We start from the raw sequence: 16266 nt of genomic DNA, 5'->3' as shown, positions 1-16266 counted from the left end.
CATAAGAAAAATAGTTTTTGCCATTATCCTTAATTTTGCTCAATGCAATTAATTTCGGTAAACGATACAAACGGAGCGAAGGAGTTTCTGCAAGTTGCTGTAGAACTCTATAAGAACGATCCTAAATGGATTCGCCCTCTTGATAAAGACATCAACCAGGTATTTGATAAACAGAAGAACAAAGCGTTTCGTACCGGCGAAATTGTGCGTTGGATATTAAAAGACGATGCAGGAAACCTCATTGGCAGAATAGCCGCATTCATCAACAAAAAATATAAGAACAAAGGAGATGATGTGCCTGTTGGTGGCATTGGATTTTTTGAATGCATCAACAATCAGGATGCGGCTGATCTTTTATTGGATAATGCCAAACACTGGCTCATACAACATGGTATGGAAGCAATGGATGGTCCCATTAATTTTGGCGAAAGAGATCGTTGGTGGGGTATGGTAACAAAAGGGTTCGATGAGCCTTTGTACTGTATGAATTACAACCCGCCGTATTATGTTACGCTGTTTGAGAATTATGGCTTTCAGCCTTTTTTTCATCAGATATGTTTTGGATTAGAACCCCGTAAACCGCTGATGAAAAAGATATATGATCGTCATGCCGCTCTTACTAGAGATAAAGATTTTTCATCTGATCATATTCGTAAGAACAATCTTGAAAAATATGCAGAAGATTTTACGACAGTGTATAATAAAGCATGGGCGGGGCATGGAGGCTTAAAACAAATGGCCAAAGAACAAGTAGTTATTTTATTCAAACAAATGAAACCTGTGATGGATGAAGGCATTATCTGGTTTGCTTATCATAAAAATGAACCCATTGCCATGTTTGTGAACCTGCCGGATCTGAATCAATGGTTCAAACACCTGAACGGCAAATTCGGCTTACTTCAAAAACTCAAATTTCTCTGGGTAAAAAATTTCAAACCCAATAAAAAATTTACCGGTCTTGTATTTGGAATTGTTCCCGAATGGCAGGGCAAAGGTGTTGATGCATATATCATCGGCGAAGCCGCATATAAATATATGCAGACCGATAAAAGTCCTTATACCCAATACGAAATGCAGTGGATCGGTGACTTTAACCCCAAAATGATCAACATTGCCGAGAGTCTTGGAGAAACTTTCCGTAGCCGTATCCTCACTACTTATAGGTATTTATTTGACAGAACCAAGGAATTTAAACGACACCCTATTCTTTGATACCCCCTTTCTCCTAAAGGGGAAACAATCAAAACTGTTTCTTAACTTGCAGTGTATTCAGTCATAATCATTTAAAAGCCCCTTTAGGGGTTAGGGTAGTATGGACAAATTCATCGTATCAGCCAGAAAATACAGACCGCAGAACTTCAGTACAGTTGTGGGACAGAGCCATATCACCACCACCTTGAAAAATGCCATCAAGAACAATCAACTGGCACATGCATTTTTATTTTGTGGTCCACGTGGTGTAGGTAAAACAACCTGTGCAAGAATATTAGCAAAAACCATCAACTGCGAAAACCAGACAAATGACGGCGAAGCTTGTAACACTTGTAACAGCTGCGTTTCATTCGATGCAGGAACATCTTTGAACATACATGAACTCGATGCAGCAAGCAACAACTCTGTAGATGATATCAGAAGTTTAGTAGAGCAGGTAAGGTTTGCGCCACAAGCAGGAAAATACAAAGTATATATTGTAGATGAGGTTCACATGCTCAGTGCATCCGCATTCAATGCATTTTTAAAAACATTGGAAGAGCCGCCACCGTATGCCATCTTCATTTTAGCAACAACAGAAAAACATAAGATACTTCCAACCATTTTAAGCCGTTGTCAGATATTCGATTTTAAAAGAATTACCAACGATGATACGGTAGAACATCTGCAGGAAATATGCGATAAAGAATCCATCAAAGCAGAAAAAACTGCGTTACATGTTATTGCTCAAAAGAGCGAAGGCTGTATGAGAGATTCACTTTCTATTTTAGATAAGATAGTAAGTTTTACCAACGGAGCACTCACTTATGCCAATACGCTAGAGCACCTGAATATTTTAGATGAAGATTATTATTTCAAATTATTGGAATATTTGCAAGATCAAAATTTAAGCGATGCTTTGTTGATGTATGATGAGATCAACCGCAAAGGTTTTGAAGGAGATACAGTGCTGGAAGGCTTTGCAGAGTTCCTCAGAAATGTGCTGGTAAGTAAAGATGCAAAAGTAGCCATGTTGTTAGAAGTTGCAGAAGATTTCAAGCAAAAATATTTGCAAGCTGCACAAAAAGTTTCAACAGCATATATTGTAAGTGCGTTGAATGTTTTAAACGAATCGGGCATTCAGTACAAGCAGGCAAAGAATAAACGTTTGCATGTTGAACTCACCATCATAAAACTCAGTTATCTGCAGCAAGCAATCGAATTGGTGGGCAATGAAGATGGTCTGAGTAAAAAAAAAATAACTGACGGAGCAAAAGCAATCGCATTCAGAGCACTGCCGGTTACAAAAGCGAAGATCATAGAGCCGCAACCTGCCGCAGTTGCAAAGCCTAAAGTACCTGCAACAGAAGCAAAACTTATCATTCAGGAACCGGCCCCACAAGTAAAGCCTGCTGCAACTGTAAATAAGCAACCAGCTTCAAACGGAGGCACACCTTCATTGGCTTCATTGAATAAACTCAGACAACAGATCAGCAAACAAGCTCAGGCAGGTGATGGAGGCATAAAACCACTGACCATTGACGAATTAACGACCTGCTGGGAAGCATTTATTGAAAAGCTGAAAGAGAAAAAAAATCCGGCTGCCATCACCAATTTCAGAAATGCACAGTTGTCTATTGTAGATGATTATAGTTTCGACATCGTTGCCGACGGCGAACTGCCAAGAAAATTTATTGATAATGAAAGAGCAGAACTGATCACTCATCTGCAAAATCATTTTAATAATAAGCAGTTAGTGTACAGTATTAAAGTAGTTGAAAACAAAGAGAATACACAGCCTGCAGAACGCCAGTTAAACACTAAAGAGCAGTACCAACGCATTGTTGATGAGTATCCGTTGGTAAAAGAATTAAAAGACCGGCTACGATTGCAGTTAGATTATTGAACTAAGCTTGTTTCTTTTCCCTTTTTTGCATTAATTTCGAGCCTCGAATTACACAAACGATAAGCTAACTAATATATTTATGGCAAAAGTAATAAGAATGCCCCTTTTAAGCGATACTATGACCGAAGGGAAAATAGTAGCATGGAACAAAAAAGTAGGCGATTCTGTTAAAAGCGACGATGTGCTTGCTGATGTAGAAACAGATAAAGCTACCATGGAGGTAGTAGGTTACGAAGAAGGAACTTTATTGTACATCGGTGTTGAAACCGGTAGTGCAGCTCCGGTAAATGGTATCATTGCCATTGTTGGTAAGCCCGGAGAAGATTTTAAATCTCTTTTAGATGCAGAAACAGGAGGTGCGGCTGTTGCAAGTCCTGCTGCTGCCGTAGCTGAAGTTGCCGCTGCTGCTCCTGCGGCAAGTGCTGCTAAAGTTGAATTACCTGCCGGCGCAAAAGTTATCAGAATGCCTTTATTGAGCGATACCATGACCGAAGGGAAAATTGTATCATGGAATAAGAAAGTAGGAGATACTGTAAAAAGTGATGATGTATTAGCCGATGTAGAAACTGATAAAGCTACTATGGAAGTGGTAGGTTACGAAGAAGGAACATTATTATATATAGGTGTTGAAGCCGGACAAGCTGCTCCCATTAATGGAATTATTGCTATAGTTGGTAAGCCGGGTACGGATGTAAGCGCTTTTGTTGCTGCTGAAAAATCCGGTGCTAACGCTGCTGCTCCTGCTGCAACAACAGACAACGGACCACAGACCACGTCACAACCTGCAGCTGCGGCAACTGCTGCTCCTGCTGCAAGCACTGCTTCAAACGGAAGAGTGATCGCTTCTCCGCTTGCTAAAAAATTAGCTGCAGATAAAGGCATCGATCTTACTCAGGTGAGTGGTACAGGTGATGGTGGCCGTATCACTAAAAAAGATATTGACAGTTTTGTGCCATCTGCTGCACCTGCTGCAACCCCGGCTGCGGCTTCAAGCCCTGCAGGCAGTTCAAGTTATGTTGCCGGCGTAGAAAGCTTCGACGAAATTGAAATTACGAATATAAGGAAGACGATCGTTAGACGTTTAACTGAGAGTCAATTCAATGCTTTACATATCTTCTTAACTATTGAGATCGATATGGATAATGCTATTGCTGCAAGAGCAGGCATCAATGATGTTGCTGCTCCGGCAAAAGTATCATTCAATGATATGGTGGTGAAAGCTTGTGCTACTGCACTTAAAAAACACCCGATGTGTAATGCATCATGGAGAGGCGATAAGATCGTTGTAAATCACCATGTACACATTGGCGTTGCAATGGCTGTTGAAGATGGTCTTGTGGTACCGGTTGTACGTTTTGCAGATAATAAAACAATGTCTCAGATCTCTGCTGACGTTAAAGATTTCTCTGCTAAAGCAAAATCTAAGAAACTAACGCCTACGGATATGAGTGGTAACACTTTTACCGTATCTAACTTGGGTATGTTTGGTATCGATCAATTTACATCGATCATTAATACGCCGGATGCATGTATCTTATCGGTAGGTGCTATTAAACAAGTGCCTGTGGTAAAAAACAACCAGGTTGTACCGGGTAATATTATGAAAGTAACATTGGCATGCGATCACAGAGTGGTTGACGGTGCTGTAGGTGCTGCCTTCTTACAAACACTGAAGAAGTATTTGGAAAATCCGGTAACGATGTTAGCATAAACAATTAACTATTTTTAATACAAGCCCGTTCATCGGGCTTTTTTTATACATTTATGAGATGAAAATAAATATTGTATTTCTTATTTTTTGTTTATCCGTTACCGTGATCAACGCACAAGAAATTACCAACGTAGTATATTTTGATGATAATGGTGCAGTTATAGAAAAAGCCAAGAAAGCAGCTTTTTTTTCGATCGTATATAAGTACCCCGATCATTTTCAACGGCTCGATTATAAAAAAGCTGCGCCATTGTTGAAAGAAAGAAATTATGCCGATGATTCATTGAAAATATTGGAAGGAAATTATTTTGAATATGCAGCAAACGGACAGTTATCCGTAAGTGGTTATTACAAAAACAATTTAAAAGAAAAAAGCTGGTGGTATTATAATGATACAGGAAAAGCTATCCTTGAAGAAAAATATGTAGAAGGTGTTCTTGTAAAATCCATTAATATGGATACGGTAAAAAAAGATACATTAAAAACAAGTCCATTCAAAAAAGTTGAAGTAGAGGCTGATTTTACGACAGGCGTTAAGGGTTGGGGAAAATACCTGATGAATAATTTAAATGCAGATCTGGCTTCAAAATCAAAAAAAGGAGGTACGGTAAGAGTTGCCTTCGTGGTAGATACTGCCGGCATTTGTAAAGACCTTTATCTACGTAAGTCCGTAGAATATGTGTTAGATGAGGAAGCAAAAAGGGTGATCCGATATTCCCCACCTTGGATCCCTGCAAAGCAGGACGGCAAACTTGTTAATGCCTACAGAATACAACCCATTACATTTGTAAAACAATAATATTTTCAAATATTATTGAAAATTCAAAAACTTTACTATCTTTATGCTGTAAATAAAACCGCATGAAACTTTCCGAAGCAAAACAACAATTTATTAGTAGCTGGGGCGCTTTTGGTACACATTGGGGTATCAATCGTACTATGGCGCAGATACATGCATTGCTGATGGTGAGTGCCGATCCGCTTACACAAGATGATGTGATGGCGGAACTAGGCATCAGCAGGGGGAATGTCAATATGAATATTCGTGACCTCATCAGTTGGGGTTTGGTTGACAGGGTCATTCTTCCCGGAGAAAGAAAAGAATATTTTTCTGCCGAAAAAGATATTTGGAAAGTGGCTACGCAGATCATCAAAGAAAGAAAAAAAAGAGAGTTGGATCCAATGATGAAATTGTTGGCACAATTGGAAAACATCGACGGGGATAAAAAGGATAAAGATGTAAAGCAGTTTGTAAGCACCGTAAGTGGCATTCGAAAATTTGGTAATCAGGCAGATAAAATGCTTGATGTAATGATAAAAGCAGATGAGAACTGGGTATTGAATAACATCATTAAAATCTTCAAATAATGAAAAAGTTTAAAACAGCTGATCTCTATATCAGCATTGCATTGATCATTGGTTTTTTGATTGTAAGTCTTATAAGAAGAGATGGTACATTCGTGGTAGGTTATTTTGTAGTAGGAGGATGGCAGGTTATCAGCATGATAATGCATGTCGTAAATAAATGGTTCACCGAAAAATGGGGTGTACGTTTTATTTATCATTTAATAACGCTTGTTGCGTTGGTTACAGCACCGCTTGGAGGATTTTATGTGTTGTTATTTGTTGCACCATTCATGGCTGTTTTTTATGCATGGATATGTTACAATGAACTACATGTAAAAATGGTAAGGCCGTTGGATCAATTAAAATAAATACAATGACTAATCAACCAATCATACTATTCGATGGTGTTTGCAACTTTTGCAATGGAGCTGTAAACTTTGCTATAAAGCGTGATAAAAAAAGAATTATAAAATTTGCACCCCTGCAAAGTTCAGCAGGTCAGCAATTACTAAAGCAATACGATCTACCCACAGCAACAATGGACTCGTTTGTTTTTATTGATAACAACACTGCTTACACACAATCAACCGCCGCAATAAAAGTATGCAGTTACCTAAGTGGTTTATGGCCATTGTGTAAAGTTTTTTTAATTGTACCTAAATTTATCAGAGATGGTTTGTATAACTGGATCGCTAAGAACCGTTACAAGTGGTTTGGCGAAAGAGAATCCTGTATGATACCAACGCCTGATGTAAGAGCAAGATTTTTAGATTGATCATGGAAAAGAAAAAAACACTTGTAATAGGAGCTTCTACCAATCCGGAACGTTATAGTTTTTTAGCGATCAGTAGACTTATGGCCAATCAACATCCTGTAGTTGCAATAGGAGCAAGGAAAGGAACTGTTGCCGGTGTAACGATAGAAACAGAAAAAAAGCCGTTTGAAGATATTGATACGGTTACATTATACATCAACCCAGCGATTCAAAAAGAATACTATAATTATATAATTTCGCTTCATCCCAAGCGTATCGTCTTCAATCCGGGTACCGAAAATGATGAGCTATACGACCTTGCAAAAGAGCATGGAATTAAGCCGCAAGAGGCTTGTACACTGGTTTTGCTGAGTACACATCAGTATTAATACCCCTCCCTTATCGTAGTTTTCCCATACCGCTGAGTACTTTTGACCATTTTTATTTTTAACGAAATAATATGGAATAAGTGCCGTTTATATTGATGAACGAGTTTTTATTTTTTATCCAATATCCATTAAAAACTTAAAATCCAATATCATGAAACACTTACTTACTAAAAGCCTTTGTGCGGTATTGTTCACCCTTATGACAGTTGCCGGTTTTTCACAAAACCTGCAAACAAAAAAGCCGGCCTTGTTCGGTAAATTGCCCGGTACTATCAAATGCACTGCTGCAGAACTAAGCAAATATTTTGCTGTTGTACAAGGTCAATCTACTGATCTTTCTTTCGACAACAGTTTTAAAGCTAAAGGAGTTGTTGCAAATAAAGTAGTTAAGTTTCAAAATCTGGAAACACTTACAATCAAATTACCTGAATTTAATAATGCAATTTTCGGCTTGTCTAAAAGACTTGATGAAAATAAAAACATTGTTTACTCAGGCAGAATAATTAATCCGGCTAATTCGGATGCCTTTGAACTTAAAAAAATTGACGCTAACAATTATCAGTTAGTAAAAATAAATCTAGAAGACATTTTACAGGATTGTGCACATTAATAAAGTACAGTCGTAAGATCCAATATCCATAGAAATACCAAACAATATCCAAACACACCCGTTAAACCCGGGCCCTTAAAATCTATTTTATGAAAAAGCCAGTTACATCCCTTATGTTGATCTTGGCGCTGTTTATTTCGCTTAGCGGATACAGTTTACCTAAATTAAGCAGCTATCCTGCAGCTCCTGCAACGATATATCTTGATTTTGATGGTGAATATGTTAACAGCCCATATTGGAATGGTGGCATTGCATTCACTTGTACTGCGGCTACTTTATCTGACGCACAGATCACAGAAATATTCAACAGGGTATCTGAAGATTACCGTCCGTTTGAAATGAATATCACTACAGACGAGGCCGTTTATCTTGCAGCTCCTTTAGGAAAAAGAATGAGAGTAATTGTTACTCCAACAAGTGCCTGGTATGGCAATGTTGGTGGTGTTAGTTATGTTGGCTCATTTACTTGGGGAGATGATACACCTTCATTTGTGTTCAGTACATTACTTGGCAACTCAGCAAAAATGGTTGCAGAATGTTGTTCACATGAAAGTGGCCACTCAGTAGGTCTTTCTCATCAATCTAAATACGATGCATCTTGTAACTTATCTGCTGTTTATAACGATGGCGTTGGTACAGGCGAAGCATCATGGGCTCCTATCATGGGAAACAGTTATTACAGAAATATGAGTGGATGGAACAATGGTCCTACACCTTATGGATGTACTTATGTTCAGGATAATCTTTCTATCATCATTGGTCAAAATGGTTTTGGTTACAGAGAAGATGATTTTCCAAACGACCTTACCAATAAGGCAGCGATCGTAGATAGCAAAAATATTAGTGTTGATGGTATCATTACCACACAAACAGATAAAGATGCCTTTCAGATCAACTTTAATAAAAATGCAAATTTCCATGTAGATTTTAAACCATATAGTGTAGGTGCAAATAACAGCGGTGCTAACCTTGATATTAAAGTACAATTGTACAACTCTTCAAAAACATTGATCCGTACATACGATCCTTCAACTTCAATGGCAGTGGTGATCGATACTGTATTAAATCAAGGAGATTATTATCTGGTAGTAGGCGGAGATGGTAATGCCAATACAAGCAACTACGGTAGCCTTGGTTCTTATCAAATGAGAGGTATAGCAGGTTTATTGCCAATACGTGATGTAGCATTGACAGGTAGAAAAGATGTAAATGGTAAACATGATCTAAGCTGGAACATTATTTCAGATGAACCAATTAAATCAGTAGTTGTAGAAAAATCAACTGACGGTATCAACTTCAGCAACGTAAATACATTCTCATCAGCTTCAACAAAAGCATTTGCTTACACTCCGTTTGATAAAGGAGATATTTACTACCGCTTAAAAGTAACCTCTACTTTCAACGAAACAGTATATTCAAATACTGTGGTGTTGAAAAACACAGACAATGCAGGTAAAATGTTCGCAGTATCTACATTGGTAACAAATAACATTTCAATTAATGCCGGTGCAAATTATCAATATGTGCTGAACGATCTTAACGGAAGAGTGATAGCAAGAGGAAACGGAATGCAAGGCTTTAATAAATTAAATATGGATGCTCAATCTAAAGGAATATATGTCCTTCAAATCATTAGCAATAATCAAAGACTAACAGAACGGATTATTAAACAATAGTAAGGTAGATTCATGTGTAAGTAAGGGGTCAGCGTAAGGGGCTGGCCCTTTTTTTATACCCCCTAACCCCCTAAAGGGGGAATTTTGCATTTCATAACTTGCTGCCTCTTTTCAAAAATTAAAAACTTCTTTAAATAATTGGTATCTAAATTCCCCCTTTAGGGGGTTAGGGGGTGTTGTTTTTTTCCGTAACTTTAGAAAACCCCCTTTTTATATGATATGGAGAAAATTCAATGGCGACCCCATTCAACTACCCATAAAAGATGCGGTAGAACAGGCCATCAAAAGAGAAGCCAACGCAGGCCATCACCTTAAGGTTTGTATTGGAACCGACAGCCAGGTAAAAGGAAAAGAAACAGAATTTGCAACGGTGATTGTTTTCTTAAGAGAACATGCCGGTGGATTTATGTTCATTCACAACGAAAAAACATTGGTGAAATACAGCATCAAAGAAAGGATGCTGGTAGAGGTAGCCAAGAGTATTGAAATTGCGTATGAACTTTGTGATCTGTTTACGGAGTTTGATGTTGATATGGAAGTGCATGCCGACATCAACACTAATCCGCAGTTCAAAAGCAATGAGGCATTACGAGAAGCAATGGGCTACATTCTGGGTATGGGCTTTGCCTTTAAAGCCAAACCGGAAGCCTTTGCCAGCAGTAGTTGTGCCAACAAAGTGGTGAACTAAAATTACCCTTTTGAGCCATTAAGTTTGTGGTGTAAAAATCACAGACAGTAGGATTGACTCCTCTAAATATTCATATTTTAATTGTAACTCCGAATTTCTTCTTTCTATTATGGCTTTCTCGATAGTGGATTGTTAAAAAATATTAAATACAATGCAACCGATTTAGACTCTTCTTCATCTATTAATCATACTGGCCTATTTTTTATTTTAATTTTTTAAAATTTATTTTATGCAAAGAATGTTTAATAGAAGTTTAGTTAAATTGGTTTTAATATCATTGATATTGTTGAGAGCAAATTGTATTTCAGCACAAATAAGTCAACCATCAGGGGATTTAAGTTTAAGAGTTTGCGGAAGTGAATTTGCAAAGTATAGTCTGCAGGAAAAAAACCTTTTCACAGGCTTTAGCGTATGTTGGAAAGCTTCATAATGATTATCAAGATACATTGCTAAATTATCTATTGATAAATAATATCAATCTACAGGATACAAACTCTTTGAAAAATATTATTGCAGTAAAGTCTAAAGCTTTTTTTCAATCAAAAGGGATATCTGATAGCGGGTATGTGCTAAACTTATCTTTTAAGCCTAGCCCTATATCTTGGTCTTTAAATGGAAAGAATTATTCTGTAAAAGGTAAATCAATTTTGACAAGTTTGCAATCTACTGTTCAGAAATACGCTTCAAATACAATTAATTCTTATGATTTCGCCAAGGCATTGGATGGACTTCTAAAATCTGCTTTGCAATTACCGGATTCCAAAGAGGTATTTGCGGTTGGGATACCTGTTATTGTTGCTAGCTCATCTATGTCATATTGGAAGGCCAATGGAGATCGATGGATTACGGGGCTTTCCAGAGTTAACAAGCCATGCCGTATAGGTTGGGGCTCTTTAGGTGGGGCAGATATTACAGGTGCGATTGGTGGGGCCATGGGCGGAAGTGCCTTTGGCCCTGGAGGTGCATTAGCTTTCGGAGTATTGGAGTCAGCTATATCATCACTATATGGATTAACTTCTCAAGTAATGTCTTGCAAATTTAGTTGGTGGTAATTTTTAATTTTGATTCTTGAAACATAAAGGGATGGCAAAAATTAAAATTCAAAGGTCTAACGAATTAATCAATCGATTTAGGGATTATCGTATATACCTTGATGGAAAAGAACTTGGAGTAATTGCAAACGGGCAAAATAAAGAGTTTGAAATTGAATCAGGTAGTCATGAAATGATATCCAAAATTGATTGGGCTTCAAGTAATGTTGTAGCTTTTGATATTAAAGATGAAGAAATGAAGAGCTTTTATATTTCGGGATATAAGAATAGTAGCTGGCTTATGCCAATATCAATTATTGCTTTTATAATTTATCTAATCATTGAGAAGATAACAGGATATTGGTACGCTATTTTTTTATTTGTCCCGCCGTTTTTATTGTTAATTTATTACACAACTATCGGAAAAAAAAGGTATTTACGTCTTTTTGAAAAATGATTTCAGAGTATAGTTATTATTCTCCGCTATTCATCTCTCCAATCAAAGCAAGTATCTTATCCTTTCCCATTTTCTTCGCTGCACTAGTAACAAAATGTCGAGGTAAAAACTGCCATGTCTTTCTCATAGTATTCAAAAACAGTTTTACATTTTTGGCTACAATGGCTTGGGTTTCTTTATCGGCTTTCGTAAAAACAAGCGAAAAAGGCACTTGCCATTTATCTAACTGATTTAAGAATTCAAGATCTATTTTTTGAGGTGTATGTCTTGCATCGATCAACACAAAAACCATGGTAAGGTTTTCTCTCTTACGTAAATAATTTTCGATCATTTGCTCCCATCTTCTTCGGCTGCTTAAACTCACTTTTGCAAAACCATAACCCGGCAGATCAACCAGATACCATTCATGATTAATGATAAAATGATTGATCATTTGTGTTTTACCCGGTGCTGAAGAAGTTTTAGCCAGCTTCTCATTATTACACAACATATTGATCAGGGAAGATTTGCCCACATTACTACGGCCGATAAATGCATATTCGGGCATATCCGGCTTGGGACATTTCTCAAAATCCGGACTACTAATGAGGTATTTGGCTGATTTGATGATCATGTTTGCAAAGATAACAAGGTTTAGTGTTTGTAAGTCTATGGACCATAGACCATGAACTATGGTCTTAAAACTTCCATCTTAATTATTCAACCCCTACCTTTGCATGCAATGACTCAATTTGCACACGACACAGTGGTACCAGTTAAAGAATCTGACCTTACAAAAAAAGAGCAGGTAGCTGAAATGTTTGACGACATTGCAGGGAGGTACGATTTTTTAAACCGTTTTTTAAGTGCCGGTATCGATATTCGTTGGCGTAAAAAGGCACTTAAACAACTGGCTGAAAAAAATCCACAGACAATATTAGACGTAGCCACCGGTACAGCAGATCTTGCCATCATGGCATCTGATATTTTAAAGCCTGCAAAAATTGTAGGAATAGATATCAGCAACGGAATGTTAAATAAAGGCAGGGAGAAAATTGCAGCATTAAATTTGCAAAATACCATTGAGCTGTTAAATGGCGATAGCGAAGCAATAAGCTTTCCAGATAATTCGTTTGATGCGGTAATGGTGGCTTTTGGCGTACGTAATTTTCAGGATCTGCAAAAGGGATTGAGTGAGATAAGAAGAGTTCTGAAACCCGGAGGGAAGTTAATGGTGTTGGAGTTCAGTAAACCGAAAGTTATTGGTGTTAGTGCTTTTTATAGGTTGTACATGAATGTTGTTACACCTGCAATTTGTAGACTGTTCAGTAAAAATGTTGGAGCCTATAAATATTTAAACGAATCAATTCAAAAATTCCCTGAGCGAAAAAACTTTACAAATATCTTAGACAACCTTGGATATCAAAATACTTATTACAAACCATTGAGTTTAGGAATATGCAGCATTTATTGCGGAGAAAAATAATTTATGTACTCGTAGGATTTATATTGTTTGCTTCTGAAGGATTCAGTCAGTCAGAAGTAGAATTGAATATGCCCGACTACGACCAGAAAAGAATGCATTTTGGTATTAACCTTGGATGGAACAAATCGCATTTTAATTTTACACATCATCCACAATTTTTAAATCAGGATAGTGTGATGGTGGTTGAGAGTATCAACAATACAGGTATCAACTTAGCTTGGTTGGTACACCTGAATATTAGCGATCATTTTGCAATACGTACATTTCCGCTTGATCTTACTTTCAGTGAAAAAGCATTTGAGTATTCTTTAAAATATCCTGATCTGCCCGGAGGTGAAACACCTGTTACCATAAAAAAAGTACAATCTATTTCTTTGAGTTTACCCGTGCAACTGCAATTCAGCAGCGATCGTATTGATAATTTCAGAGTATACACCATTGCAGGAGTAAAAGCCGATCTAGATTTGGCAGCTAATGCAGGCAAAAAAAATGCAGACGATATTATCAAACTTAAAAAATTTGATTACGGCGTTGAAGCCGGTCTGGGCTTTCATTTATACTTCCCGTATTTTGTTTTAACACCGGAATTAAAAGTAAGTTGGGGACTGAGTAATTTGCATAGTCGCAACCAACAGTTGAAATACTCCAGCAATATTGATAAGATCAATTCAAGAATGATCTCTTTCTCTTTAACCGTAGAATAAAATTATTTACCTTTCTTAACAGGCTTTTGGCTATTCAAAAAGTCGATCACTTTTGTAAATAAATGTATCCTTGCATTATTAGGTGCATTATCGCTGATGTTATGGAAATAATCAGGATAGAACTGTTGTTCAAATTGTTTACGTTCCTGTATCAGCCCTTTACTCAATTCCATACTGTTTTGAAAATGCACATTGTCATCTGCGGTGCCATGTATCAACAATAATCCTTTTTGATAATTCGCTACATAATTTACAGGAGATGCAAGGTTATAACCTTCAGCATTTTCTCCCGGCTGTGTCAATAATCTTTCTGTATATATGTTTTCATATTTTCTCCAGTTGGTGATTGGAGCAATAGCAATTGAGGCATTGAATTTACCTGCATATTTGGTAGAGGCCAATGCAGCAAGATAACCGCCATAACTCCAGCCCATCAAAGTAATGTTAGATGTATCAATTGTGAAATTTGTTTTTAAATATTTCTTTAACGAAATCAGGTCTTCTATCTCAACATCTCCGGGTTTTTTGAAAGTAGCTTTTCTGAAAGCTTCGCCTCTGCCGGGTGTTCCTCTCGGGTCAATACATACAACCAGATAACCTTCATTAGCGATCTGACGCATGGTTAACGTAAACTTATCGCTCCATTGATCTAATACTTCTTGTTTGGTATTACCGCCGTAAACATAGATCAATACCGGTAGTTTTGTTTTTGGAGGATCACTCGGACTAATGAACCAACCTTTGATGTCTTCTTTCGAAGCATTGGTATAATTAAAGAAACCAACGCTCGGAATTTTATATTCACTCATTCTGATCTTTAGTTCTTTATTCTCGATCAGTTTTTGATACAATGCTTTCCCTTCTGTATTGTACATCTGGTAAGATGTTGGGGTATTTATATCGCTGTACTCATCCATGAAGAAACGATTGTTGCTGGTGATCATAACGTTGTGATAACCGTTGCCCTCGGTTAAACGCTTACTGCCTGTACCATTCACATTTATTTTGTACAAGTGTTTTTGACTTACGTTCGATTCATTGGAAGTATAAAAAATATCTCCTGTTCCTTCGTTCACAGATTTAATTTCAAACACTTCCCAGTTGCCTTGTGTTACCTGATTTTTTTGTGCAGTTGCAAGATTGACCTCGTAAATATGTTTGTACCCATTGCTTTCACTCAACCATAAAAATGAATTGCGGCTCGATATGAAATGCATATTATTTGGGTCAACACTTACATAATCGGGTTTTGTCTCGCTGAATACAGTAATGGTATTACCTGTTTTGATGTCTGCCATCAATACATCCAATTTAGTTTGATTTCGATTCAATCTTTGCAGTAAAACATTTTTACCATCAGGTCGCCATTTCAATCCAAATAAATATTGATTGGGATTAACGCCTGCATCTATTGGAAGCATTATTTTATTCTTGATATTGTAGATGTATGCCGTTACTTCGGGTACCATTTCTCCTGCTACCGGGTAGGGTTGTTTCTCTACTTCTGCATAGGTTCTTTCAAAACTTGATATTGGAAATCTCTTTACAGAATTTTCATTGAAGCGAAGCAATGCAATGCTCTCTCCATCGGGGCTCCACTGATAGGCTTGTGTTACTCCAAAATTGTTTTCGTATAAACCATCGGCCATACCATAAATATTTCCTTTTAAAGATCCGTCGTACGTTACCTGTTGTATAATATCTGTTTCCAGATCTTTGATGTATAAATTCCCTTCACGTATGTAAGCAATACGTTTGCTATCGGGAGAGAATGTTACATAACTCTGTTTGCCATCTGCGCAAACCGTTTTCAGAATTTTTTTATTGATATCCCACACATAATTGAACTCTTTGGTGGAGTGTGCAAACAAAGGATCTATTTGTGTTTGCATTAAAATTTTCGAATCGTCGGGTGAAAATTTATAATCCTGAAAGAAAGTAAAAGTAATAGGGGTAGAGTCGCCCGCCTGTTTAATCTGATTTGAAAAAACAGTATCGACTAATTTGCCGGTAGCAAAATCAAGTGATAGAATTACTTCCTGATTGTTTTCCTTGGTAGCTTTGATGAAGGCAAATTTGCTACTTTGGTTAAACAAATGCACTTGCCTTTTTTGCTCATCAAAATAACCACTCCAGATGGCATCAAGGTTAAGCTTAAGTTTTTCTCTCTGCTGCGCTACTGAATTGGTAATAGACAGAATAGCGACAAGGGTTATTATCGTTTTACGGTTCATCAAAATCGGTTAAGATTATTCAATAAAATTTAAGCTGTTAAATTAACAGCAGCCATCTAAGGTTATTAAAAATTAATAACGGGTTAGTGCAGAGGAAGGTTTA

Annotated in this window: 17 protein-coding genes; 15 read left to right on the top strand and 2 right to left on the bottom strand. The window is 37.2% G+C overall.

All coding sequences use genetic code 11. The features are described from left to right. The first annotated feature begins 42 nt into the window (after positions 1-42). The 13 genes from ACQ33O_RS01225 (at position 43) to ACQ33O_RS01165 (ending at position 11760) form a co-directional block, all read left to right on the top strand. A complete protein-coding gene (locus tag ACQ33O_RS01225) occupies positions 43-1212 on the top strand; it encodes a hypothetical protein (RefSeq protein ID WP_430993723.1) in 1170 nt (389 codons plus the stop codon). Between the two features lie 100 nt (positions 1213-1312). Then, positions 1313-3097, top strand: a complete 1785-nt coding sequence (gene dnaX, locus ACQ33O_RS01220; protein WP_430993722.1) for a DNA polymerase III subunit gamma/tau — start codon at positions 1313-1315, stop codon at positions 3095-3097. 79 nt (positions 3098-3176) lie between these two features. Then, positions 3177-4808 carry a 2-oxo acid dehydrogenase subunit E2 gene (locus tag ACQ33O_RS01215; RefSeq protein WP_430993721.1) on the top strand — a complete coding sequence of 544 codons (1632 nt, stop codon included), beginning with the start codon at positions 3177-3179 and terminating at the stop codon, positions 4806-4808. A gap of 58 nt (positions 4809-4866) precedes the next feature. Continuing rightward, positions 4867-5607, top strand: coding sequence for an energy transducer TonB (locus ACQ33O_RS01210; protein ID WP_430993720.1), 741 nt, complete (start codon positions 4867-4869; stop codon positions 5605-5607). Between the two features lie 62 nt (positions 5608-5669). Further along, complete coding sequence (locus tag ACQ33O_RS01205) at positions 5670-6176, top strand: GbsR/MarR family transcriptional regulator (protein WP_430993719.1); 507 nt, start codon at positions 5670-5672, stop codon at positions 6174-6176. Then, on the top strand, positions 6176-6523 hold the full coding sequence (locus ACQ33O_RS01200; RefSeq protein ID WP_430993718.1) for a hypothetical protein: 348 nt from the start codon (positions 6176-6178) through the stop codon (positions 6521-6523). The genes ACQ33O_RS01205 and ACQ33O_RS01200 overlap by 1 nt, the downstream gene beginning before the upstream one ends. 5 nt (positions 6524-6528) lie before the next feature. Further along, on the top strand, positions 6529-6930 hold the full coding sequence (locus ACQ33O_RS01195) for a thiol-disulfide oxidoreductase DCC family protein (protein WP_430993717.1): 402 nt from the start codon (positions 6529-6531) through the stop codon (positions 6928-6930). A 2-nt stretch (positions 6931-6932) separates the two neighbouring features. Continuing rightward, entirely contained in the window at positions 6933-7298 is a 366-nt protein-coding gene (locus ACQ33O_RS01190; RefSeq protein WP_430993716.1) for a CoA-binding protein, read from the top strand. Between the two features lie 151 nt (positions 7299-7449). After that, on the top strand, positions 7450-7908 hold the full coding sequence (locus ACQ33O_RS01185) for a hypothetical protein (RefSeq protein ID WP_430993715.1): 459 nt from the start codon (positions 7450-7452) through the stop codon (positions 7906-7908). Between the two features lie 89 nt (positions 7909-7997). After that, positions 7998-9584 (top strand): T9SS type A sorting domain-containing protein, encoded by a 1587-nt coding sequence (locus ACQ33O_RS01180; protein ID WP_430993714.1) that lies wholly within the window; start codon positions 7998-8000, stop codon positions 9582-9584. A 214-nt stretch (positions 9585-9798) separates the two neighbouring features. Further along, a complete protein-coding gene (locus ACQ33O_RS01175; protein ID WP_430993713.1) occupies positions 9799-10272 on the top strand; it encodes a ribonuclease H-like YkuK family protein in 474 nt (157 codons plus the stop codon). Between the two features lie 356 nt (positions 10273-10628). Continuing rightward, positions 10629-11324 carry a hypothetical protein gene (locus ACQ33O_RS01170; protein ID WP_430993712.1) on the top strand — a complete coding sequence of 232 codons (696 nt, stop codon included), beginning with the start codon at positions 10629-10631 and terminating at the stop codon, positions 11322-11324. 31 nt (positions 11325-11355) lie between these two features. After that, a complete protein-coding gene (locus tag ACQ33O_RS01165) occupies positions 11356-11760 on the top strand; it encodes a hypothetical protein (protein ID WP_430993711.1) in 405 nt (134 codons plus the stop codon). Between the two features lie 16 nt (positions 11761-11776). On the opposite strand, the gene yihA is transcribed toward ACQ33O_RS01165, so the two are convergent. Further along, on the bottom strand, positions 11777-12373 hold the full coding sequence (gene yihA / locus ACQ33O_RS01160; protein WP_430993710.1) for a ribosome biogenesis GTP-binding protein YihA/YsxC: 597 nt from the start codon (positions 12371-12373) through the stop codon (positions 11777-11779). A gap of 108 nt (positions 12374-12481) precedes the next feature. On the opposite strand from yihA, the gene ubiE reads away from it, so the two are divergent. Continuing rightward, positions 12482-13225: a bifunctional demethylmenaquinone methyltransferase/2-methoxy-6-polyprenyl-1,4-benzoquinol methylase UbiE gene (gene ubiE / locus ACQ33O_RS01155; RefSeq protein ID WP_430993709.1), complete on the top strand. Its 744-nt coding sequence runs from the start codon at positions 12482-12484 to the stop codon at positions 13223-13225. Next, the gene (locus tag ACQ33O_RS01150; protein ID WP_430993708.1) at positions 13198-13929 is read left to right on the top strand and encodes an outer membrane beta-barrel protein; all 732 of its coding nucleotides are present in this window, start codon (positions 13198-13200) and stop codon (positions 13927-13929) included. Before ubiE ends, ACQ33O_RS01150 begins: the two co-directional genes overlap by 28 nt. A 2-nt stretch (positions 13930-13931) precedes the next feature. Here ACQ33O_RS01150 and ACQ33O_RS01145 read toward each other — a convergent pair whose 3' ends face one another. Further along, positions 13932-16163, bottom strand: a complete 2232-nt coding sequence (locus tag ACQ33O_RS01145) for a DPP IV N-terminal domain-containing protein (protein WP_430993707.1) — start codon at positions 16161-16163, stop codon at positions 13932-13934. Positions 16164-16266: the final 103 nt, after the last annotated feature.

Source organism: Ferruginibacter sp. SUN002 (genome assembly GCF_050611725.1).
Taxonomy (GTDB): domain Bacteria; phylum Bacteroidota; class Bacteroidia; order Chitinophagales; family Chitinophagaceae; genus Ferruginibacter.
The sequence above is the reverse complement of the archived record's forward strand: the minus strand, read 5'-3'. Positions and strand labels throughout refer to the sequence as shown.

Bases quoted from the DNA above. Each gene is read 5' to 3' on its own strand.
- ACQ33O_RS01225 (WP_430993723.1), top strand. From the start codon at position 43: ATGCAATTAATTTCGGTAAACGATACAAACGGAGCGAAGGAGTTTCTG.
- dnaX (WP_430993722.1), top strand. From the start codon at position 1,313: ATGGACAAATTCATCGTATCAGCCAGAAAATACAGACCGCAGAACTTC.
- ACQ33O_RS01215 (WP_430993721.1), top strand. From the start codon at position 3,177: ATGGCAAAAGTAATAAGAATGCCCCTTTTAAGCGATACTATGACCGAA.
- ACQ33O_RS01210 (WP_430993720.1), top strand. From the start codon at position 4,867: ATGAAAATAAATATTGTATTTCTTATTTTTTGTTTATCCGTTACCGTG.
- ACQ33O_RS01205 (WP_430993719.1), top strand. From the start codon at position 5,670: ATGAAACTTTCCGAAGCAAAACAACAATTTATTAGTAGCTGGGGCGCT.
- ACQ33O_RS01200 (WP_430993718.1), top strand. From the start codon at position 6,176: ATGAAAAAGTTTAAAACAGCTGATCTCTATATCAGCATTGCATTGATC.
- ACQ33O_RS01195 (WP_430993717.1), top strand. From the start codon at position 6,529: ATGACTAATCAACCAATCATACTATTCGATGGTGTTTGCAACTTTTGC.
- ACQ33O_RS01190 (WP_430993716.1), top strand. From the start codon at position 6,933: ATGGAAAAGAAAAAAACACTTGTAATAGGAGCTTCTACCAATCCGGAA.
- ACQ33O_RS01185 (WP_430993715.1), top strand. From the start codon at position 7,450: ATGAAACACTTACTTACTAAAAGCCTTTGTGCGGTATTGTTCACCCTT.
- ACQ33O_RS01180 (WP_430993714.1), top strand. From the start codon at position 7,998: ATGAAAAAGCCAGTTACATCCCTTATGTTGATCTTGGCGCTGTTTATT.
- ACQ33O_RS01175 (WP_430993713.1), top strand. From the start codon at position 9,799: ATGATATGGAGAAAATTCAATGGCGACCCCATTCAACTACCCATAAAA.
- ACQ33O_RS01165 (WP_430993711.1), top strand. From the start codon at position 11,356: ATGGCAAAAATTAAAATTCAAAGGTCTAACGAATTAATCAATCGATTT.
- yihA (WP_430993710.1), bottom strand. From the start codon at position 12,373: ATGATCATCAAATCAGCCAAATACCTCATTAGTAGTCCGGATTTTGAG.
- ubiE (WP_430993709.1), top strand. From the start codon at position 12,482: ATGACTCAATTTGCACACGACACAGTGGTACCAGTTAAAGAATCTGAC.
- ACQ33O_RS01150 (WP_430993708.1), top strand. From the start codon at position 13,198: ATGCAGCATTTATTGCGGAGAAAAATAATTTATGTACTCGTAGGATTT.
- ACQ33O_RS01145 (WP_430993707.1), bottom strand. From the start codon at position 16,163: ATGAACCGTAAAACGATAATAACCCTTGTCGCTATTCTGTCTATTACC.